This window comes from Nostoc sp. (assembly GCF_036917655.1).
GTDB lineage: Bacteria > Cyanobacteriota > Cyanobacteriia > Cyanobacteriales > Nostocaceae > Nostoc.
Genome location: NZ_JBALCY010000004.1, coordinates 1 through 22,693 on the forward strand (window position 1 = coordinate 1; position 22,693 = coordinate 22,693).

18 protein-coding genes and 1 pseudogene are annotated in these 22,693 nt (G+C 41.7%); 10 read left to right on the forward strand and 9 right to left on the reverse strand.

Going from position 1 to position 22,693, the window contains the following annotated elements; all coding sequences use genetic code 11:
• Positions 1-134 precede the first annotated feature (134 nt).
• Entirely contained in the window at positions 135-659 is a 525-nt protein-coding gene (locus V7K30_RS02815; RefSeq protein ID WP_334996901.1) for a DUF937 domain-containing protein, read from the reverse strand.
• Between the two features lie 311 nt (positions 660-970).
• Here V7K30_RS02815 and V7K30_RS02820 point away from each other — a divergent pair, with 311 nt between their 5' ends.
• Entirely contained in the window at positions 971-2,530 is a 1,560-nt protein-coding gene (locus V7K30_RS02820) for a YcjF family protein (protein ID WP_334996902.1), read from the forward strand.
• A gap of 114 nt (positions 2,531-2,644) precedes the next feature.
• Here the strand turns inward: V7K30_RS02820 and V7K30_RS02825 are convergent, their stop codons facing one another.
• Positions 2,645-3,376: a PEP-CTERM sorting domain-containing protein gene (locus V7K30_RS02825; RefSeq protein ID WP_334996904.1), complete on the reverse strand. Its 732-nt coding sequence runs from the start codon at positions 3,374-3,376 to the stop codon at positions 2,645-2,647.
• A gap of 815 nt (positions 3,377-4,191) precedes the next feature.
• Between V7K30_RS02825 and V7K30_RS02830 the strand changes: the two genes are divergently transcribed.
• On the forward strand, positions 4,192-5,961 hold the full coding sequence (locus V7K30_RS02830) for a serine/threonine-protein kinase (protein ID WP_334996907.1): 1,770 nt from the start codon (positions 4,192-4,194) through the stop codon (positions 5,959-5,961).
• Positions 5,962-6,165: 204 nt separating this feature from the next.
• On the opposite strand, the gene V7K30_RS02835 is transcribed toward V7K30_RS02830, so the two are convergent.
• From V7K30_RS02835 to V7K30_RS02845, 3 genes are all read right to left on the reverse strand, one after another.
• A complete protein-coding gene (locus tag V7K30_RS02835) occupies positions 6,166-7,461 on the reverse strand; it encodes a hybrid sensor histidine kinase/response regulator (RefSeq protein WP_334996909.1) in 1,296 nt (431 codons plus the stop codon).
• The gene (locus tag V7K30_RS02840; RefSeq protein ID WP_334996911.1) at positions 7,458-9,893 is read right to left on the reverse strand and encodes a hybrid sensor histidine kinase/response regulator; all 2,436 of its coding nucleotides are present in this window, start codon (positions 9,891-9,893) and stop codon (positions 7,458-7,460) included. The genes V7K30_RS02835 and V7K30_RS02840 overlap by 4 nt, the downstream gene beginning before the upstream one ends.
• Positions 9,894-10,128: 235 nt before the next feature.
• Positions 10,129-12,258, reverse strand: a complete 2,130-nt coding sequence (locus tag V7K30_RS02845; RefSeq protein ID WP_334996913.1) for a tetratricopeptide repeat protein — start codon at positions 12,256-12,258, stop codon at positions 10,129-10,131.
• Positions 12,259-12,421: 163 nt separating this feature from the next.
• On the opposite strand from V7K30_RS02845, the gene V7K30_RS02850 reads away from it, so the two are divergent.
• From V7K30_RS02850 to V7K30_RS02875, 5 genes and pseudogenes are all read left to right on the forward strand, one after another.
• Positions 12,422-13,123, forward strand: coding sequence for a rhomboid family intramembrane serine protease (locus tag V7K30_RS02850; RefSeq protein WP_334996915.1), 702 nt, complete (start codon positions 12,422-12,424; stop codon positions 13,121-13,123).
• Between the two features lie 196 nt (positions 13,124-13,319).
• Positions 13,320-15,645: pseudogene (locus tag V7K30_RS02860) on the forward strand (hybrid sensor histidine kinase/response regulator).
• 99 nt (positions 15,646-15,744) lie between these two features.
• Positions 15,745-15,972, forward strand: coding sequence for an addiction module protein (locus V7K30_RS02865; RefSeq protein ID WP_334997109.1), 228 nt, complete (start codon positions 15,745-15,747; stop codon positions 15,970-15,972).
• Entirely contained in the window at positions 15,972-16,199 is a 228-nt protein-coding gene (locus V7K30_RS02870) for a type II toxin-antitoxin system RelE/ParE family toxin (protein WP_334996921.1), read from the forward strand. The genes V7K30_RS02865 and V7K30_RS02870 overlap by 1 nt, the downstream gene beginning before the upstream one ends.
• 188 nt (positions 16,200-16,387) lie before the next feature.
• A complete protein-coding gene (locus V7K30_RS02875; RefSeq protein ID WP_334996923.1) occupies positions 16,388-17,701 on the forward strand; it encodes a GTPase family protein in 1,314 nt (437 codons plus the stop codon).
• Between the two features lie 67 nt (positions 17,702-17,768).
• On the opposite strand, the gene V7K30_RS02880 is transcribed toward V7K30_RS02875, so the two are convergent.
• On the reverse strand, positions 17,769-17,909 hold the full coding sequence (locus V7K30_RS02880; protein ID WP_334996925.1) for a hypothetical protein: 141 nt from the start codon (positions 17,907-17,909) through the stop codon (positions 17,769-17,771).
• A gap of 52 nt (positions 17,910-17,961) precedes the next feature.
• Positions 17,962-18,204 (reverse strand): hypothetical protein, encoded by a 243-nt coding sequence (locus tag V7K30_RS02885; protein WP_334996927.1) that lies wholly within the window; start codon positions 18,202-18,204, stop codon positions 17,962-17,964.
• Between the two features lie 135 nt (positions 18,205-18,339).
• Here V7K30_RS02885 and pip point away from each other — a divergent pair, with 135 nt between their 5' ends.
• A complete protein-coding gene (pip, locus tag V7K30_RS02890; protein ID WP_334996929.1) occupies positions 18,340-19,278 on the forward strand; it encodes a prolyl aminopeptidase in 939 nt (312 codons plus the stop codon).
• A 247-nt stretch (positions 19,279-19,525) separates the two neighbouring features.
• Here pip and V7K30_RS02895 read toward each other — a convergent pair whose 3' ends face one another.
• Positions 19,526-20,050 carry a pentapeptide repeat-containing protein gene (locus tag V7K30_RS02895; protein WP_334996931.1) on the reverse strand — a complete coding sequence of 175 codons (525 nt, stop codon included), beginning with the start codon at positions 20,048-20,050 and terminating at the stop codon, positions 19,526-19,528.
• A gap of 230 nt (positions 20,051-20,280) precedes the next feature.
• Between V7K30_RS02895 and V7K30_RS02900 the strand changes: the two genes are divergently transcribed.
• Together V7K30_RS02900 and V7K30_RS02905 are read left to right on the forward strand one after the other, a co-directional pair.
• Entirely contained in the window at positions 20,281-20,922 is a 642-nt protein-coding gene (locus V7K30_RS02900) for a DUF4232 domain-containing protein (protein ID WP_334996933.1), read from the forward strand.
• A 100-nt stretch (positions 20,923-21,022) separates the two neighbouring features.
• Positions 21,023-21,814, forward strand: a complete 792-nt coding sequence (locus V7K30_RS02905; protein WP_334996935.1) for a GH25 family lysozyme — start codon at positions 21,023-21,025, stop codon at positions 21,812-21,814.
• Positions 21,815-21,999: 185 nt separating this feature from the next.
• Here V7K30_RS02905 and V7K30_RS02910 read toward each other — a convergent pair whose 3' ends face one another.
• A complete protein-coding gene (locus V7K30_RS02910) occupies positions 22,000-22,437 on the reverse strand; it encodes an NUDIX hydrolase (protein ID WP_334996937.1) in 438 nt (145 codons plus the stop codon).
• Positions 22,438-22,693 lie beyond the last annotated feature (256 nt).

The window sequence follows — 22,693 nt, forward strand, 5'->3', positions numbered from 1 at the left end:
GAGTGGGGAGTGGGGAGTGGGGAGTGGGGAGTGGGGAGTGGGGAGTGGGGAGTGGGGAGTGGGGAGTGGGGAGTGGGGAGTGGGGAGTGGGGAGTGGGGAGTTAGGAGTTAGGAGTTAGGAGTGGGGAAAAGTATTACTGTTTCATGTATCGACTAGCCATTTGGATGGCATCAGCGATATCGACATCACCATCGCCGTCAGCATCCAAGAAAGAATTCAGTACAGGATTTCCGCCAGCTTGGGGATTTTGAGCGTTTGCACCTGATTGCAAAAAATTCAGCACCAAAGGTACTGCTAAAGGTAGCAATTGTTGAACTATACCAGCATCCAATCCAGTGCGCTGGGCAGCAACTTCAGCTACCTGCTGTTGTACGTCAGGAGAAAACAGCGAATCGACGGCTTGGGGGTTAGGTGAAGTCCCAGCATATTGATTCACTAGAGTTTGTGTGGCTTCATTACCATCTGTGGCTTGCTTGTCTTGTAAAGCAGAACGCACTTGACCACCCACAATTGACAAGACTGATTGAATGGTAGACGGGTCTGCGCCAGTGCGATCGCTCAACTGCTGTACAGTGTTAATAATACTTCCCAGTTGCCCTAAGCTGCCCTGTTGATTGGGATTAGTGACAGCACCAAGAATTTGATCGAAAAGTCCCATAAGTTTGTTTTTCCCTTTGTTCTCAAAAAGCTTGCCAAAACTGACTTGAAGTCTTTTGTGTAGGCGGACTTTCGTAAGTCTACTAAAAAATTAAAACACACGAACTTCATAATGAATGAATAAAATTTCAAAAGCTACTAGCTCAAGGATGAGAAATCGACACAGTGATACCTGCGATGGGCAGAGCGATCGCTCCTACTCAGTTTTCTAATTATCCTCAAAAGCTCCTTCCTAGCACTCTGGTAAAAAATACTGAAACTATTAAGATCAGAAGCATCTGCCTACTGAATACCCACTAATCTTTCCCAACCATGCCTCTGTCACGCATAGTAACGCTGATTGTTGGTCTAATCGTCATTTTGGGGCTAGCCCTATGGCTAATTGATTCCCTATCGCGCCTCTATTGGCAATTGTCCTATTCGCCGTTGCTAGGCAATTTGCTGCTGTTGCTGCTGATTGTCCTCATCGGAGCGTTGGTTGCTGCTTTTGTCTATTATGTATTGGTAATTCAATCTGGAGAAAAGCGATCGCGCCGCAACCCGAAGCGAGTGACTGCGGCGCAAATTCCTGCTGCTAAATCTGACGCTGCTTCTACAACTCTCCAAGCTGTGCGGCAACAGGTAGGGCAGATTCAAGATGAAGTAGCACGCCAGGCTTTATTAAGTCGATCACGAGAGATTGAAGCGAATTTAGCAAGGGGTGAAATTCAAGTAGTGGTATTTGGTACAGGGAGTGCTGGTAAAACTTCCCTAGTTAATGCGATTATGGGACGCATGGTCGGTCAAGTGGATGCACCAATGGGTACAACCCAGGTTGGAGAAACTTATTGTCTGCGGTTGAAGGGATTAGAACGCAAAATTTTAATTACGGATACGCCAGGGATTTTAGAAGCAGGGGTGGCGGGAACGGAACGGGAACAAATGGCGCGAGAACTGGCAACAGAAGCAGATTTACTGTTATTTGTGGTGGATAATGACTTACGGCGCTCAGAATATGAGCCACTGCGGGGGTTGGCAGAAATTGGTAAGCGATCGCTCCTGGTGCTGAACAAAACTGATTTATATACAGATGAAGATAAAGAAGCCATCCTCGCTAGATTGCGTCAACGGGTACGGGGATTTATTGCTACTAATGATGTAGTGGCGATCGCTGCTAATCCCCAATCTGCACAACTAGAAACTGGCGAAACTTTCCAGCCGGAACCGGATATTGTGCCTTTGCTGCGGCGCACGGCTGCTGTTTTACGGGCTGAGGGCGAAGATTTAGTAGCAGATAACATTCTCTTGCAATCTCTGCGATTGGGAGACGAGGCGCGAAAACTCATCGATGGCCAGCGTCGCCGTCAAGCTGACAAAATTGTGGAACGGTTTCAATGGATTGGTGCTGGTGTAGTATCAGTCACGCCTATACCAGTGGTAGATTTACTAGCGACAGCCGCCGTTAATGCTCAAATGGTTGTGGAAATTGGCAGAGTCTACGGCTGTGAATTGAATATGGAACGGGGACGAGAGCTAGCCCTTTCTTTAGCAAAAACCATCGCCAGTTTAGGTATTGTTAAGGGAGCAATTCAATTACTTTCTACAGCTTTGCAACTCAATGTTGCCACCTTTATTATTGGTAGAGCAATTCAAGGCGTGACAGCAGCTTATTTAACGCGAATTGCTGGTAAAAGTTTTATTGAATATTTTCGTCATGACCAAGATTGGGGTGATGGTGGGATGACGGAAGTTGTCCAGCGACAGTTTCAAATTAATCGCAGAGATGAATTTATCAAGGCTTTTATTCAAGAAGCGATCGCGCGAGTAGTTAAGCCGTTAACAGATAAAAGTGAGGCGATGGAGGAACAAGAGAGCAAAGAAGAATCTCCCTAACTATAAACTTTTTATAAATTAGTTTCAGAAATGCTCTTGCAAAAAAGCAAGAGCATTAAAATATTTCTAGGAAATTAGAAATAGTCTGTTGGATAGACACCAAACTAAATTAGTCTATCCAGTTATGGACGCTTTTCGTTTGCGCTTTAACCACAAACCTGCAACACCAGCAACCACTATCCCGCCAAGGGTATGAGGTTCTGGAACAACGGTGGCTAAATGGGTATTATCAATCACATGTTGTTCTGGATCGGTGGCTAAATGGGTATTATCAATCACAAGTTTAGCTAACGAACCATTACCACTACCGGAGAAGAGATAATCCTCTTCAAGATCACCCTGAAGCGCACCTCCAATTGAGAAAAACTGCCCCTTTCTGGTGTTAATATCTGCAATGGCCTTAGAGTTGAGAACAAAACTTAGAATTTGGTCTGAATCGCCAGAACTACTGACCTTAAAAGTTCCATAATTTTTACCACTTCCCAAATCACTATAAATAGTGTTATTGGGGCTATTAACTTTCTTGCTTAGTACATTAGCAGGTGTTGAAACATCAAAAAAACCTAGAGTTTTTGTTCCATTTTCTGAACCATCAAATCGTTGAATTTGCAGAGTTGCTGAGGAGACTTTTGCTGTATTACCAAGATTGAATGTAAAAAAGTCACGCAAATCTGTTCCGCGGATATTTCCAGTTACGTAGTTGGTATTATCGTTAGAATTAGACACATTAAGTCCGCCTTCAGCAGCCCACCAACCTTCATCTGATGCATTTACAGTAAAAGTTGCTGCTTGCGCTGCATTTAGCGTTCCTAATCCGAATCCAACAACAGCAGCCGTAATTGCCAATTTGTAACACTTTTTCATTGGATACCCCTCTAAATTTAAACTGTTTAGGTAAAATCCACAAAACTTTTTCCTATGCAATCACTGCTTTTCACTCTTATGCACTTGCTCTGCATAAGGGACTTCCAGTTAAAAAAACATCCCATCTCCGGGGCGCAAGGCCTTCATGCATATCAACTTAAGCCCAAACACCTTTAAAACCTCGTTTTCAGCCTCTGGCTGGAAATGCTTTTTCATTGCGGCTCTCCCGCAAGTTAAGAGGCAAAGCCTCTCATTAGGCATTCCCAGTCTGAGACTGGGAACGAGACAAGCTCTAAAAGCTTGTTCTAGAAAGGCTTTTCACTTAAGTTGACACCAATGAAGGACAAGATCCCCTACAAATGTACAAATAATTTTGGATAATTTATTTTTTGTCAGTCCCTAAGTGTGATTGAGCATAGTGAAAAATCTTTGGATAGGGTTATTTTGGCACTGGAAATTCTGTATTAACATTGACTAACACTGTTAGTAGCATGATACTATTAGACGCGCTCTCATAAGTGCAAATACATAAAGTTTATATAGAATTTACACGATTTTTATATTTTATTCATTATTATAAGGTTGAATCCTTATAAACAGACAAAACTCCGGCTTAGATTCCCGATTTCTTAGAGAAGCCGGGAGTCTTGTTATTCAAATTTTTTAAGTAAAAGTACTGAAATAAATCAAGTTTGTATTTTAGTATTAAAGTTCTGGAAATCTATTCTTCAAGTAATCCGGAAACAGGTGGGAATGCCCGAAAAACTAAATAAAAGAACTTACTGAGTAACCAGGTCATGACCCACCACATAATCGGTAAATTACTACAAGGGCGTTACCAAATTGTCCAAAGCCTGGGTGCAGGGGTGTTTGGACAAACATACATTGCTGTAGACGTAGATTATCCACAGAATCCCAAATGCGTTGTTAAGCAGATTAAAGTTAGCAGTTCCGAATCCGGCTACTTGGAGATGCTGAGATTACTGTTTCTGACTGAAACCCAAACCCTCAAGCTTCTGGGAAGCCATCACCAAATTCCTGAATTCATCGCCTGCTTTGAAGAAAACGAGCGATTTTATTTAGTCCAAGAGTGTATTGAAGGACATGCACTGACTGCGGAATTGCCCATCGAGCAACAGTGGGGATGTCTGTGGAGTGAAAGCGAAGTTGTAGAATTCCTGATAGATGTCTTAGGTATTCTAGAATTTGTTCACTCTCAAGGCGTTATTCATTGCGATATCAAACCGGAAAACTTGATCAGACGTAATAGCGATTGCAAGTTAGTTTTGATTGACTTTGGTTCAATCCAGTCTATTGATTTTGGCATAGGTGCGGAATTGCCCATTTATAGAATTCCCGTCACTTCATTGGGGTATATACCGCCAGAGCAATTTATTGGAGAAACACAGCCCAACAGTGATATTTATGCTTTGGGGATGATTGCCATTCAGGCTTTAACAGGGTTAGAACCATTACAATTAAAAGCTGATCCTTATACTAATGAAATTTTTTGGCGTTCTCAAAACACGCCAGTTAACGATTATCTAGCTGCTGTTCTCAGCCAAATGATCCGCTACGATTCCCAAAACCGCTTTCAGTCTGCGGGTGAGGTATTGCGGGTACTCAAACAAATAATCTGGGAAACTCAGCCATCACAAATATTAGAAGCAGATGATCAATTTGCCCTAGAAGTGGCGGTTGAAGATGATAATTATCAAAATCCTACATCTGGAAAATTATCGCCGTTATTCACAGGAATGAAAGTCGGACTGGCGGCTAATTCTTTGTTGATGGGATTTGGTGTTTACTCTTTAGTTAATACTTCACCTGCATACTCAGAAACAGATACTTTATATAAAGCAACACAAGAATATCAAGCAGGGGATTTGCAAGAGGCGATCGCACTTGTTAAATCAATTCCCTCCCACAGTAATGTTTATCCAGAAGCGCAAGCCACAATTGAAGAATGGCAAGAGCAATGGCAAGTAGCTGCACAGCAATACCAAATAGCTCAAACAGCTTTTCATGAGAGCAGATGGTCAGATGTTCTTCATGCTGCTGCTAAAGTTCCAAATATTTTATATTGGCAATCTAAAACAAATAACCTAGCTCGGCAAGCATCCGTCAATATTGAAGCACAGACGCAAGATTTATTAGCAAAAGCTTACGAAAAAGCCGAGAGAAAAGATTTTTCTGCTGCATTACAATATCTGCGTCAAATTCCTCAAGAAAGTCATGCTGGTGCTTTAGTTCAAGACAAGTTGGCTGAGTACAATCGAAAGCGGCAGATTAGAGCAGCCTACTTTTTACAGAAAGCCTATAAACAAGCATATATTGGTGATTTTGAACTGGCTCTAAAATTTCTCCGAAATATTCCCAACGATACTCTAGTTTATGCTCAAGCTCAAGTCAAATTGAATGAGTATACTCAAAAACAACGTGTGCTGCCTGACAATCAAAAGGTAGCTTTTGCAAAAAGAACAAATTCATCCGTCCCTAAAAACTCAGTCACTAGGATTGAATATCTTCACGGAGTCAATTACCTGCAAGAAGTTAATATTCGGTAGTTACAGCAATTTTTAGATAAATGGACTTGTTATATACAGCAATTTTAAAATGCGAGTAGGGGCACAATATATTGTGCCCCTACGTGTGTGGTCTATTCAATTGAAAACCGTTGTCAGTTTTAGCCTACCCTAACCTTGATTACTGAATCAATGCTCTAGTATATAAAGAAGGAATATTTTTTTATTGAGTTTGCAAATTCTCATTTATCGGATGGGTAGTTCAATGATAAACTCTATGCCTTCACCTGGTTTGGAATGGTATGTGAGCTTGCCGTGATGATTATTAACCACAATTTGGTAAGCAATAGACAGACCAAGCCCTGTTCCTTTACCGACGGGTTTTGTTGTGTAAAAGGCATCGAATACTTTTGTTTGGTCTGCTTTGTTTATACCTGAGCCATTGTCGGCAACTCTTAAAATAACTTGCTCTCCAATTGCCTCAGTTTTAATTTTAATCAAACCATGATGTTGATAAATTATATCAATGTCTTTATTTTTATATGTTTCTTCAATTGCATCGATCGCATTACAAATTAAATTCATAAAAACCTGATTAATTTCGCCTGGGAAACACTCAACAAGTGGCAATTCTCCATATTCTTTGACTAATTTGATGCCTGGGTAATGAGCATTTCCTTTAAACCGATGTCCGAGAATGAGTAATGTACTTTCTAACCCTTCATGCAAGTTAGCTAGTTTCTTACCAGCTTCTCTGTGTCGGGAAAAATTGTTTAAATATGACACAATTTCTGTAACGCGATCTGTACCAAGTTGCATAGATTGAATAATTTTAGATAAATCATCTAACAAAAAGTTGAGATCGCTTTTTTTAATTGCGGTTTGAATTTCATCTGGTGGATCGGGCAGATATTTTTGATACAGATGTAGTAAAGTAACTACCTCCTGTACATACTGTTCAACAAATTTTAAGTTGCCAGCTATAAAATTGATGGGATTATTAACTTCATGAGCAATTCCTGCTGTCAGTTGACCTAAAGCTGCTACCTTTTCTGCTTGAATCAGTTGAGTTTGAGTTTGTTGTAATTCGGCATTTTTAGCAATCAGGGTTTTCGTCAAATTTCTCAGCTTGAGGTGATTTTCGATCCGCACTAAGACTTCTTCATGCTGAAAAGGTTTGGTAATGTAGTCTACTGCTCCCAATTGCAAACCTTTGACTTTATCAGCAGTTTCTGATAATGCTGTCATAAAAATGACTGGAATATCTTGGACACGAGGATTGCTTTTTAGCTGTTTACAGGTTTCAAAACCATCCATACCGGGCATCATCACATCTAGCAAGATTAAATCAGGTAAATCATCATTTTCTAATCGCTGAAGGGCTTTTTCACCGCTGCGTGCTGCCCAAACTTCAAAGCTAGACTGATCCAGAAAGCTGGATAAAACTTGTAAATTGGCAGGGTTATCGTCAACGACTAAAACAATTCCCCTAGAAGGAGCGTAATTGATAGAATTTTTTTGGTCTTCAATAGTCGTTTTCATACTGTTTCCACCACATATTGAGTCAAGAAACTAAGGATTAAATCTTCATCAAATTGCCTTGCTAGTTGCCGTAGTTCGTTAGCAAATGGTGTGAAGGTTGTGTCTGTTTCCTCTAGATGATCGGCCCACTTGAGAATGGCATTGAAGTTACCTTTACTGACTAAGGTGACTAGTTCCTGCAACACTTCGGGGGAAGGAGGGGTTAATTGAGCAGGTTGGCTATTTGCTGTCGTTGCTTTTTTAGCTTTTTCTCCATCAGGTTGAGATTGCTTGTAAATCCATACCAAATTTAAGTAGCGTTCTAGTTGATGTAATAATTCATCTACCTGTATAGGTTTGGTGAGGAAGTCGTTACCTCCAGCTTGCAGACTGCGCTGTTGATCGGCTTCAAAGACACTAGCGGAAGAGACGATAATCTTGACATCCTGAATGTCTGGAGTGTGGCGTAGGTGTTTAATTAATTCAAACCCATCCATTTCTGGCATCAGTAAATCTGTGATGATTAAGTCTGGCTTGAGGGCGATCGCTATTTCTAAACCTTCTTTACCATTGCTGGCTTCAACTACATTAAAACCCAGTGGTTGCAGTAAGTTTGTAATCACTGTGCGATTCTCCCAGCGATCGTCAACCATCAGGATGGTGTAGGGGCTACCCTCAAAGCCAATGATTTGTTTCTCTGATGCAGTCATCGCAGATTGTACCCAGTCAGTCGCTTCGGCAATCTCCAATTCAAACCAGAAGCTACTCCCCTGACCGATCTGACTGTTAACATGGATATCGCTACCCATCATCTCTACTAACTGCTGAGTAATAGCTAAACCCAGCCCTGTGCCTTCAACTTGGCGCTTTTTCTCACCTACTTGTTCAAATGGCAAGAAAATTTTGCTCAAATCTGCGGGAGTTATACCAATTCCCGTGTCTTCTACGGTATAGCGAAGGCGATGTTTCACTGTTTGCCGATCACTGGGAGGTTGATCGATTACTTCAATATTAAAAGTAACCTGACCTTCATCTGTAAATTTGATGGCATTTCCCAACAGATTCAATAGTACCTGACGTAATCTTTTGACATCAAGATTAACCCCTGTAGGCAAGTTGATCGCGGGTTTATAGACAAACAAAATGCCCTTTTGTTTTGCCCGAATATGGCATATTTCGACAATCCCTTGAAGAAAAGATGGTAAATGCACATCATAAGGATGCAGTTCTAGCTTTTTCGCCTCAATTTTGGAGAGATCCAAAATATCATTAATTAAAGTCAGCAGATGAGAGCCGCATTGTTCAATAATATTGACGTGATATTGCTCTTGCTTAGGTAAAGCTGAAGAACGCAGCAAAATTTGGGCACAACCAAGAATGCCATTCAAGGGCGTTCGTAGTTCATGACTCATGTTGGCTAAAAATTCGCTTTTAGCATGGTTGGCTGTATCAGCCGCAGCTTTAGACTTTTTCAGTTCACCTTGTTCAAATGCTTGCACCTGCCACAAGACAGTAATCATGGTAACAGTCAGTCCACCGACAATTAAGGCGATCAAATCGAGGAATTGCAATCGAGATTCGATATTTTGGCGGGGAATCACCAAAGCCACAGACCAATTAGCGACTTGCAACGGCAGATAAGCTACATATTTTTTAGTGCCGTCAATTTCCATTAACTCAATTCCCTGTTGTTTGTTTACCATCCGCTGTGCGATCGCATTTAAATTGCGATCGCCAATTTTCAGCAGGCTGGGTGCAGGTTTTTCTAAGGTTGACATTAACGCCGATTTGGGATGCACGATCGCCTGTCCTTGGGAATTGAGAGCAAAAGCATAGCTGTTCGTGCCATATTGCAGCGAGTTAACAACCTCTCCAATGTGATCGACTCTCACATTACCTTGGAAGGCCCCGATCGGTGAACTACTGCTAGCAGAATTTGACCAGATCGGGGTGGCGATCGCAATTAAAGGAATTCCTGTAGAACGGCTAATAAACGGATCGGAAATGTTGCTCTTTCCTGCAATTGCTTTTTGAAAGTACTCTCGATCCTGAATATTTTTATTTGTTCGACCAACTTTTGTATTGGAATATGAACCATCTGGGTTAGCTATTTGGAAAAGGAAAAATTCATTGATCCGCTTAACTTCTGCCTTTAAATAGGGGTCTGCCACTGACCAGTTTAAGGAGCGGACAGTTGAAGTATTAGCCAGGGTTTGGACTTCAACTTGGCGAATGTCTAACCACTCCTCAATTTCAGCACTCCCTCTCTGTACCTCTAAAAAAGCGCTGTGTCTCAAATCTTTGAGCATCATATTTCTAGCGGCTTGATAGCTGAAATAAGCAGAAATACTTACTACAAGAGTGGTGCCGCCAAGAATAAATCGAATCAGTAAATTTCGCGAGGGATGATTTCCTCTGTCAGATGCCGATAGGCTGGAGTTTTGTTGTATCAAGGGTTAGCTCCTTAATCACATAGTTCGGTAAGAAGAAATTCTAGGTTATCTTTAGATTGCCCAAGAAATTACCGATGCTCACAGCTTTTGATAAAATAATCAAGAAATTTATAGTAACATCGTGTATTATAATTTTTATTTAAAAGTATTCTTTAAAATCAACTAAAATTCTAATTATTGGCTATAAGCAGTGTTGTTAACAATTCGGAATTTGGAATTCCGAATTGTTAATGTACTAGGGTGTCGTCTGCGGTGGATTTGTCGGATTAGGAACTGGGATAGTTGGCACGATTATAGGCTGTGATTTTCCGCCTTGCAGTTGAATTTGGGCTTGATTCCGGGCGTCTATTGCTTGTTGGTAATTAGGCTTGTATTTTATTGCTTGATCGTAAGAAGCGATCGCATCCTGATAGCGCTTCAAATTTAATAGGGCATTGCCTCTGTTATACCAGCTTTCGGAATGGTCTGGTTTATAACGAACTGCCTTATTATAAGATGCGATCGCATCTTCGTATTTCTGCAAAATGTATTGTGAATTCCCCAAGTTATACCATAGTTGATAGTCATTTCGCTTAATTGTTGCTGCTTTATTATAAGATTTTATTGCTTCTTCATAGCGTTGGGTTTGATGCAGCGACCAGCCCAGATTATACCATGCTTGATAGTTACTAGGATTGTATTTAATTACTTGATTAAAAGATTCAATCGCTTCTGGATAACGTTGTAAATTCAAGAGAATATTACTTCTCGCCAACCAAGCTTGATAATAATTTGGCTGGTATTGCACAGCTTTATCATAAGCTGTAAACGCATCTCGATAACGTCGCAAGTTGACTAGGGAATTTCCCCAATTATACCAAGCTTGTTCATAGTCTGGTTTTAAATCAGCAACTTTTTGGTAGGCTACGATCGCTTCTTCATATCGCTTAGAATTCTGCAAAGCTAATCCTTTTTTGTACCAAGCTTCGTAATTATCTGGTTTGAGTTCAATCGCTTTTTCATAAGATTTAATTGCTTGGTCATATTGATTTAAATTACTGAAAGCTTCACCTTTAGCGTTCCAGACTTCTGAGTTATCATTATTTAATTCTAAGGCTTTGTCAAAAGAGGCGATCGCTTCTTGATATCGCTGTAGATTTGCCAATACAAAGCCTCGTCCACTCCAAGCTTCAAAATAATCTGGCTGAATTTGAATTGCTCTATCATACGCAGCTAATGCTTCTTTAGATTTTTTTAATTTATACAGCGTTTTGCCTTGACCATTCCAGCCTTGAGCATAATCTGGTCTAATATTAACTGCTTTTTCATATACTTCTAGCGCATCTTGATAGCGTTGCAAATCAAAAAATGTATTTCCTTCTTTAGATAATTCAATGGCATTATTTGAATTAATGTGATTCAGAATAAATATTGATGCGACTCCACTAACACCAAGGAAAAATATCACTAGTAAAATTTTACCCAATATACCTTTTTTCGGTTGAGGTTTGTTTATATTCTTTGGTGGAGAAATAGGAGTTAAAGCTATTGTCTGGGCGGGTGGCTGTGTTAACTCTTTCAGCGCTTGTAATGCTAACGTTGCCGAAGGATAGCGTTGCCGAAAGTCGTAGCAGACCATTTTATCTAAGAATTGAGCAAATTCTGGCGTTACCGTAGCTTGATTATGCCAGATAATTTCATTAGTATCGGCATCTTTTACTATTTCCTCTGGAGATAATCCAGTCAGAGCTTGAATAGCAATTATTCCCGCAGCATAGATATCACTGCTTAATTTTGGCGTACCATGAGCTTGTTCTCCAGGAATATATCCAGGCGTACCTATAGCAACAGTAGCTTGCGTTTGACCTTGGGGAACAATAACTTGAGTAGCAATTTGTTTAACTGCACCAAAATCAATTAAAATTAATTTGCCATCTGGTTGGCGTCTGAGAATATTTCGGGGATTGACATCACGGTGAATTACATTCTGTTGATGGACAAATTCTAAAATTGTCAAAAGTTCTTGTAAAAGTGAAATTACTTGCTCTTGACTGAGGGTTTTACCTGGTGTTAATTCTTGACTCAAGTCATGACCTTCGATCAATTCTTGTACAAGATAAAATTCGGCATTCTCCTCAAAGTAAGCTAAAAGTTGGGGAATGCGATCGTGAGTTCCTAATTTATACAGAACTTGTGCTTCTGTATCAAATAAACGCCTAGCCGTCTCCAAAGTTACCGGATCACTTGCCTGGGGTTTGAGTTTCTTGACGACACATTGAGGTGATCCGGGTAATTGAGTATCATAAGCCACAAAAGTTTCACCAAAACCCCCACCTCCCAAGTTACTAATAATTTGGTATCTTCCAACAAGTGTGTTTCCCAGCATCTCGTTTGCCTAGTTAAGTGCGATGCGATCTGATTTCAATCTTGCCACACGTTAAGAGGGAATGAGGGAATGGGGAGTGGGGAGTGGGGAATGGGGAGTGGGGAGTGGGGGGAGAATAACTAATAACTAATGACCAATGACAAATGACTAATGACAAATTTATATGATTCCTATTAGTGATAATATACGTTGTCGGAGTAAGCCCATTATTAATTACTGGCTGATTGGCATTAATCTTGCTGTATTTTTATGGGAACTTCAACTAGAATTTAGTGGTGAATTGGGCTATTTTGTCAATAGTTGGGGTGTGATTCCAGCGCAGATTAGTGGGGCAATTACAAATGCACTCTTCTTCAACAACTCTGCTGCTTGGATAGTTGTATTGTGGCGAACATTTTCACTACTTTTTGGGATATTTCTGCACGGCAGCTTTAGTCAAATATTGGGAAATCTGCTATTTTTGTGGGTTTTTGGTAAGACTGTCGAAAATATTCTGGGACATAGACGCTATCTTGGATTTTATCTGGCTGCTGGGGTGATGACAGGGTTAGTCCAAATTCTGACTGAACCGAGTTTGACAATACCATTGATTGGGGCGAATGGCGCGATCGCAGCTATTTTAGGAGCATATGTTATGAAGTTTCCTAAAGCTAAAATTGACACAATTTTGCCGCTAATAGTCTTGTATATCCCTATCGAACTTCCAGCCTTTTTCTATATATTTTGGTGGTTTGTGCAACAATTATTTTATGGTATCGGTAGTTTAAATATTCCTCCTGTTGGCGTAAATCAATCGGGTGTTGTCTTCTGGGGGCAGGTTGTGGGATTATTGATTGGTGCGGGTTTCATGCGTCTGAAGAGATGAGTGATTACTAAATCACTGCTGGATGCAAAGCATCTTGTCGTTAGACATCGCTCTTAATGTTAGAAGATGTCTTTTGCCTAAAACTCCTATGTGCCTTTTGATGGATTGCATTTTTAAGCTTAAAAATCCATACTGCTAAAACTAGGGGATGCCTACTCTTCAAATCGGTATTGTTTAGTTATGAGCGGTGTACAAGATGCCAAATGTGGATAAAATTAATTTTAAAGTCACTGATGAATTAGCAGTTTTGCGGCAGCATGTAGCTGAGTTAGAGCAATCAGAAATATCTTATCAACAAAGGCAAGCAGCGCTTGAGAAGCAATTACGAAAACTAGAAACAAGGCTGGCAATAGCAACACATAATCCCCAGATTCAAGTTATCGAGTATGACATTGAATGGCATCTTGAAGAGAGGACATCCACAGCGTTCATGCCAACAGATGTGGGAGTGACTTTACAGCAACTCCAACAAGAAATTGCACAGCGACAGCAGCTAGAAGTCTCTTTGAGGGAGAGTGAAGAACGGCTCAGGCTAGCTCTCGATGCTTCGCAGATGGGCTTGTGGGATTGGAATATTGTTACCAATCAAGTCATCTGGTCTGAAAATCATGAAGTACTTTTTGGTCTGCTTCCAGGTAGTTTTGACGGCACTTATGAGGCGTTTCTGAAGTGCGTTTATCGTGAAGACAGACAATCTGTAATGCAAGTTATTGCCCAGGCTTTACGACACAAGACTGACTACAACGATGAATTTCGCATAGTTCGATTAGACCAAAGTGTACATTGGATTTCTGCCAAGGGAAAAATTACCTATGACGAGCAGGGACAAGCGGTGCGAATGACCGGCGTTTGTATGGAAACTACTGTGTGCAAGCAGGCAGAAGAAAGGGCTCGCGAACTAACAACTCAGCGTAATTACTGTTAGTCGCGATATTACGGAACACAAACGGGCAGAAAAGTCATTACGTGAAAGTGAAGCGCGATTTCGGCGGTTGTTTGAATCTAACCTAATCGGGGTCGCTTTTTGGAATGTGGATGGCTTTATTGTTGATGCCAATGATGCCTTTCTGCAACTAGCTGGCTACACTCGTGATCAGTTTGCCACCTTAGATAGATTTAATTGGAGAGAACTTACTCCTGTCGAGTATAAGCATTTAGACGATCGCGCCCTATTGGAGGTGCAAACCACTGGAGTTTCCAGAATTTATGAGAAAGAGTACCTCCACCCCAACGGGAAGCGAGTACCAATTGTATTGGGAATAGCCTTGCTGAATGACTCCAAGGATAATGGTGTTGCTTTTGTACTGGATATTACCGAGCGCAAATCAGCTGAGAAAGAATGCTTCCGCCTCCTCGAACGAGAAAGAACAGCACGCCAACAAGCAGAAATCGCCAACAAAATCAAAAGTGAATTTTTGGGGGTTCTCTCCCATGAACTGCGAACCCCACTCAACTCCGTTCTGGGGTGGTCGAAAATGCTGCGGACTCGCAAGTTTGATGAAAAAACCACTAACCACGCCTTGGAAACCATTGAACGCAACGCCAATTTACAAACCCAGCTAATTGAAGATTTATTGGATGTATCTCGCATCCTCCAAGGAAAATTAAACTTGAATATCTGTCCGGTAAGCTTGGGAATGGTGATTGAAGCAGCACTAGAGACAGTACAACTAGCAGCACAAGCTAAGTCAATTCAAATTCAGACGATATTTGATCGCACTTTGCCAGAAGTGATGGGCGACCCAAATCGGCTTCAGCAAGTTGTGTGGAATCTCCTTTCCAATGCGGTAAAATTTACACCAACAGGAGGACGGGTAGAAATTCGATTAGTAGAAGCTGGGAATCAAGCTCAAATTCAGGTCAGCGATACAGGTAAGGGAATTAGCGCAGACTTTTTGCCTTATTTGTTTGATTACTTTCGCCAAGCGGATAGTACAACTACCCGCACATTTGGTGGATTAGGTTTAGGATTAGCGATCGTGCGTAAAGTTGTAGAGATGCATGGGGGAAAAGTTCAAGCCGAAAGTCCTGGAGAAGAATCGGGTACTACTTTCAGTGTTGAGCTACCCCTTTTAGTCAGAAGTGAACATGTTCGGCGTGAAGAGAATGAGTCTTTAGATTGTGAGCCGGAATCCTCGCTCCTCTCAAACACTCAAATTTTGGTGGTAGACGATGAACCCGATATTCGTGACTTAGTTAGCTTTATTTTGCAAGACTACGGTGGGGAAGTAACCGCAGTAGCATCAGCACAGGAGGCATTACAAGCGCTGTCTGAGTCGATACCAGATGTTTTAATTAGCGATATTGGAATGCCAAAGACAGACGGTTATATGCTGATGCGGGAAGTGAGGGCGCGATCGCCTCAACAAGGAGGATTAGTACCTGCGATCGCTCTGACGGCTTATGCAGGGGAAATGAATCAGCAGCAAGCACTAGCAGCAGGATTTCAAATGCATATTTCTAAACCAGTAGATCCAGATGCATTGGTGAAAGCGATCGTTGATTTGATTGAGTCAAAATGATATAGGGAAGCGTCCGAGAGGCTTTCCATAACTTTAGTGTTGTGCCATGTTTACTGATTTCCTGATAGACTCTGGATAGTCCCTATGCTTTCAGGAATTATGGCATCTGTTGAGCAAATCATGAAAGAAGCCTTAGCTTTGCCCAGTGCATCAAGAGCATTGTTGGCAGAAAAGCTGGTTGAAAGTCTTGAATTTGATGTAGACGAAACACTTCAAATGCTGTGGACAGATGAAGCCAAAAAGCGTAGAGATGAAGTCCGAAGCGGTACAGTTCCACCCATTTCTGGAGAGGAAGCGTTAGCTAGGGTGAGACAACTTTTGGAGTAATGAAATACGTTTTTCACCCAACAGCATTAAATGAATACGGCGAAGCGGTCAAGTTTTACGCAGACCGTCGGGTTGAATTAGCACAAGCATTTATTAATGCGGTTGAGGATGCTATTTTCCGAATCATTCAGTCACCGACTCGCTGGGCTGTTGTTGACGAAGACATTCGTCGATGTCTAACGCGCAAATTTCCCTATGGAATTTTATACACCATTGAGGAAGATTAGGTTTTGATTTTGGCGGTGATGCACTGTAGCCGCGAACCGGGATACTGGAAAGAGCGTGTTAAAGAGAAACCATCGGGCGAAGAAACTGAACTTTAGGATGAGTAAATTGAGGCAAACTGAACCAAGTTTGACAGTACGATAAATATAGACAGGATGTAGTTTGAATTTTATCTACCGTTTTCATGGGAATGACTGAGCAAGATGATTCTCAGCAATTAAGTAAACCGACCGATGGAGCCACCACCAAGTCGGTCGATAATTCCTGGACAAACCGCATTGCTGGTGTCTGGAACAACACAACAACACGCTTAACGCAACTCTTACCCGTAGAACAACTGGCACAAACAGTTGTTGAATGGTTTAGTGTGAGCGAAACCCAAGTTGCAGAGATTCTAGACAAAATCCGAGCCGAACTGCCAACCACAGAAGCCCTGGTGATTGGTAAACCCCAAGCTGGAAAAAGTTCAATTGTTCGGGGATTGACAGGAGTATCTGCCGAGATTATCGGTCAGGGATTTCGTCCCCACACGCAACACACCCAGCGCTATGCTTATCCTTCCAATGACCTGCCGTTACTGATTTTTACTGATACGGTGGGACTGGGTGATGTTAAACAAGATACTCAGGTAATTATTCAGGAGTTAGTTGGCGATTTAGAACAGGATACTCGTTCCGCCAGAATCCTCCTTCTGACAGTTAAAATTAATGATTTTGCAACTGACACGCTACGACAAATTGCTCAACAGTTGCGCCAGCAATATCCAAATATTCCCTGTCTGCTGGTAGTTACCTGCTTGCATGAGGTTTATCCTGCCGATACCGCCGATCATCCCGCCTATCCGCCAGATTATCAGGAAGTCAACCGCGCATTTGCCGCAATGCAGCAAGCCTTCGCAGAAATAACTGACCGCTCTGTATTAATTGACTTTACCCTAGAAGAAGATGGTTACACTCCGGTATTTTATGGCTTAGAAGCCCTGAGAGATTCCCTGGCAGAATTACTCCCAGAAGCCGAAGCCCAAGCGATTTATCAGCTATTGGATCGGGAAGAAACTGGTAAGCAACTTGGCAATCTTTACCGGGATGCTGCCCGCCGTTATATTTTGCCATTTGCGATTATGTCTGCCACCCTCGCCGCTGTACCTCTGCCATTTGCCACAATGCCCGTACTCACTGCCTTGCAAGTATCAATGGTGGGTCTGTTGGGTAAATTATATGGGCAGACACTTACGCCATCTCAGGCGGGAGGGGTTGTGAGTGCGATCGCAGGTGGTTTTTTAGCACAGGCTATTGCACGGGAGTTAATTAAATTTATACCAGGTTTTGGGAGTGCGATCGCAGCCTCTTGGGCAGCCGCCTATACCTGGGCACTAGGGGAAGCAGCTTGCGTTTACTTTGGTGATTTAATGGGAGGTAAGAAACCCGATCCCCAAAAAATTCAGTTGGTGATGCAAGAAGCGTTTCAGGCGGCGCAAGAACGGTTTAAGGCGATCAAACGTTAAGACTCAAAATCCTTATCCATCAGGGTTTTTGTAAATCCTGTGCGTTTACCCTGAGAAACTATGGCTTCTAATATTTAGCTGAAGAATTGCTCTGTTCAAGGGCGGCAGCAAAAACCTTGCACTCACGTTGGACTAGTCGAGAATGAACATTCTCTACAGTTGTGGCACTGCTGAGTAGAGTATCGTGTTGTGGTTGGGTTTGAGCCATTTTATAGAGTGTCGGTTGATTTTCTTTTAATCCAATCAGGTAGTCATTGCCACTATTGATGATCAGCGATACAGTTTTTTTTTGGCTTTTGCATTACATCGACTTGTTGCGGAAATCCCTGAGTTGCGGCGTTTAATGCTTCTCTTAAACCCTGGCAATCTAGTGCTGAGTAACGCAAACAGGGTATTTGCTCATCCTGATATTGGTTGACTCCTACCAATATCAGGATGAGCTTTGCCAAGCCGATTTCTAAGGCATGAGTTGAGTGACTAGTACGAACACCGACTGGACACATCTGTTAGGATTCCTTGACAGGAATAGTACGCAGCTTTTATATAAATAGTATCTGATTCTACTGACGTGAAGAGACTGAAGTTGTTTCACAAAGACAAGCGATCGCAATGACAACATTACTGATAAAATATGCAAAATGCGAAAACTTTACCCAGCGATTGAGCCTTACTTAGAAGGTATTTTAAAGGTTTCCGACCTTCATACCATTCATTTTGAAGAGTCAGGGAACCCCCAAGGTCAACCCATCGTTTTGCTGCATGGAGGTCCTGGTGGTGGATGTCCAGCTTTTTATCGGCAATATTTCCACCCAGAAAAATGGCGGTTAGTGATGTTTGACCAGCGCGGTTGTGGTCAAAGTACGCCTCATGCTGAATTACGAGAAAACACCACTTGGGATTTAGTCAGTGATATCGAAAAACTGCGCCAACATTTAGGTATAGAAAAGTGGGCGGTCTTCGGTGGTAGTTGGGGTAGCACTTTATCATTAGCCTACAGTCAAACCCATCCCTCTCGATGCACGCGGCTAATTCTGCGTGGTATCTTTATGCTGAGACAAAAAGAGTTGCGATGGTTCTACCAAGAGGGTGCTAGCTATATTTTTCCTGATGCTTGGGAAGAATATCTTAAACCAATTCCCATAGATGAACGTGATGATCTGATCGCAGCATATTACAAACGTTTGACCGATCCAGATTTAGAAATTCAATTAACAGCAGCGCGTGCTTGGTCAATTTGGGAAGGTAGTACCAGTAGACTGTTTTTAGACCCAGAACTTATGCAAAAGTTTGGCGAGAGTGAATTTGCTTCAGCTTTCGCACGTATTGAATGCCATTACTTTATGAATAAGGGATTTTTGGAAACTGAAGATCAATTACTCTTAAATGTACACCGTATTCGCCATATTCCGGCTGTAATTGTTCAAGGACGCTATGATGTAGTCTGCCCAATGATATCAGCTTGGGAATTACATCGGGCTTGGCCGGAAGCCGAATTTATAGTGGTTCCTGATGCTGGGCATTCGATGAGTGAACCAGGAATTCGTAGTGCTTTGATTGAGGCAACAGATAATATTTAATTGGGTTGAATATTTAGGCTGGGGACGATACCTACTTGTTTAAGGGACTTCCAAGAAATAAATTATCCAATCTTGTGGGGTGGACATCTTGTCCGCCCTTCTCTACGTGCGGGCGAGACGCCCACCCCACAAGAAGTAGTTGAGTATTTTTTTATTTGTCAGTCCCTAATGGTAATTTTGATGCGATCGCTGCCAATTAAAGTTGACATTTCTGATTATTTTCGCAGCAAAAGATAAGGAATTTGTCTCATCTGGCATCACGACCATTCCCCCACTGGGGACCTTCTACTACAATCCCACTGGGCAGGGTAGTTCGCCAGATCAAATTGGAACCCCGACGAATCATACCGTCATCGGTATGAGCACCTTTGAAATAGGTTTGAGCTAGAACAGCGTACTCGAAGGAGCCAATTTGGACTCCAGGGAAGTTAGCACAATTGGCATTCATGTGATCCAAGTTACTTCCTCGCAAGTCAGCGTTATCGAAAGCGCTCCAATCCAAACAGGCGGCACGCAAATTAGCATCGCGGATAATTGCTCCTACCAAACAACAACTTTCCAAGAAAATACCACCCAAATCGGCTCCAGTCAAATCGGCTCCAATCAGATAGACATTACGCAAATCAGCCCCTCGCAAGTTAATATCTCGCAAAACAACACCATCGAGGTCAAGTTTCCTACCATATTTGGAGCGACGAAATCCATAGAGTCCATAATGAGCCAATTTGATTCCGGCAAAGTTACGTTCCCCATCAGCATACCGCTCCAGCAACTCCTCAGCAGTAATTTCCCAGACCTTTATTTACCTCCCGTATTAACTAACAAAGGACTGATTATTGTAAAGACGGCGATTTATCGCGTCTTTTGCCTTAACCGAACAGAATTGCACTCACACTTACACTAAAGATGGTATATAGACAGCAACGCTAACCCTTGTGAAATTGGAAACTTATACTGTATGTAAAGCATCAGTGTAAGTAGTTCACTAGAGACAAAAAATATATGCGAATTCTAATTGTGGAAAGCAGTATGTTGTTGCTCCTGACTGCGGTGACAACTGGCTGTGTCGGTTCTTCCTCTGTTACAAAACAGCCGCAAGCCTTGCCAGTAAACACTGAGCAGGCGACCAAGGAAACTGTGTTGACCTCAACACCGATACCGACTGCAAAAACTATAGAGCATTCTACCCCTGAAGCAACTATTGCCACGAATCCGACGCGCTGTGAAACTAGCCAATTGTCAGTGCGCCGAGTCTCCGAAGATGCTGGCGTTGGGAATGTTGCCCTTACCTACGCCTTCACCAATAACGCCTCATCGCCTTGCACCCTCAACGGTTATCCGGGATTGGCACTACTGGATGCAAAAGATCAGCCTTTGGAGGGTATTAAAGTTATCCGCTCTAAAGACACTTACTTTTCGAGTCAGCAACCTCGACAACAAGTAACTCTAGCTCCTGGGAAACAAGCTTCATTTCAGATAGCATATAACCACATTAGTTCCCCAGAGAAACACTGCCCAATGTCTAGTAAAATTGAAATCACACCTCCTGGTGCTTACCAGCACTTTACCCTCACAGAAGAAATCAAGCCTTGTACGGGCAAAGTTAGAGTGACCCCGGTGCGATCTGTTGACACTAAACCCTAGTAAATTTCTGTAATTTACTCAAACATCCAGAAAAAGCATAAATTTGATCAAAGCCTCTGATAAGTTCAGCATTGTACTGTATAAAAAGGTTAAAAATTTTATGGAAGGAATTGATGTTGCCGATCAAGACGGCAGAGTAGATTGGACAGCAGTAAAAAACTCTGGTAAAACTTTTGCGTTTGTCAAAGCCACAGAAGGAGTTAGCATCAAAGATTCTGCTTTTGCTCATCACTGGCAGACGATGAAAACTGTTGGTATTATTCGGGGTGCTTATCATTTCTTTCACCCCCATTCATCTGACCCGGTTCAGCAAGCGAAGGAATTCTTAAAAACGTTGGGGAAATTAGAACCAGGAGACTTACCACCAGTTCTGGATGTAGAGGTAACTGACAAAGGAAGTAACCAAGCTGTAATTAATGGAGCGAAGCAGTGGTTAGCAGAGGTGGAAAAAGCCCTTCTACAACAAACAAAAAAACCAATCAAACCAATCATTTATACCTTCCCCAGTTTCTGGACAGAACTTGGCAATCCATCTGATTTTGCTAGTTATCCGTTATGGATTGCCCACTACGGAACTCGGAACCCAAGTATTCCTAGCGCTTGGCAGGGGCAATACCTAATCCATCAATATGAAGGTGATATATCTGGTGTAGCTGGTGTTAGTGGTCGAGCCGATTTGAATAGATTTAATGGATTGCAGCTAGGAGATTCTGGGCTAAGAGTCAAACAATTACAACAGCAATTAAAAAATATTGGATTATATACTGATGCCATTGATGGGCAATTTGTTGAGTCAGTTAAGGATGCAATTGTTAGTTTCCAAACATCTAAGGGATTGCAAGCTGATGGAATTATCGGTATAAAAACTTGGGTAGCTTTACTGTGGATTTAGAACGGATTGTACATTCAATAAATAGACCCATACTCATCATCAAATGAATATAAATATGGGTGATTTTTTACATCTAAGGTTTACTTGTTTTAATTAGCGATCGCAGTTGTTTGAAGTATAGCTACTTCTAAAAAAGCCCTCACTTTGCTCCGAGGGCTTTGCAATAATGTGTATTTCTATATCGTCTAACATCGAAATGCACAAAAGTTAAATTTGACCTGGAAAAAACCTTTAAGGATTCGTTTGAGTGAATTAAACTTAACTCGTCTGATAGCTTTATTCACTTCTACCCACTGCCGTTTTCTTTTACTTGCTTCTGGATAATCTTCACTCAGCATCTCTACTGGTAACAAATACATCTGGACCCGGTAAATTTTGCCTCGTTTGCGGTACTTGTAAGTGCCCAGTTCATTGGCGTCTACCTGTCCAATCACCCCTGCTTCTTCCCACGCCTCTTTGGCCGCTGAAGCGGGCGGACTCATACCATTAGGAATATCTCCTTTCGGAATCACCCAGTGTTGAAAGTTACGAGTCGTGATTAGCAAGATTTCGACTTTACCGTTGTTCACTCTATAAGGAATCACCCCAGACTGTTTAAACACTTTGCTGACTTTTCGACTCATATAATTTGCATCCTGTACGGCCTAGCTTTTTTGTACAATGTTTATTTCAGAAAGTCGAGAGCTGATACTGGATAAATTTCGGTTAAATTCAGATTATGAAAAGGTTAAAAATGTTTTTCTCCATAAGAATTAATTAATATTAGTTTTTTATTAATCTCGTAATATCGTTTCCAGGTAAAACTTGGAAATACCGAAAAAGTAAGTGGGTAAGAATAAATCAAACTATGTTACACAATATAAAATTAATTAAATTGGC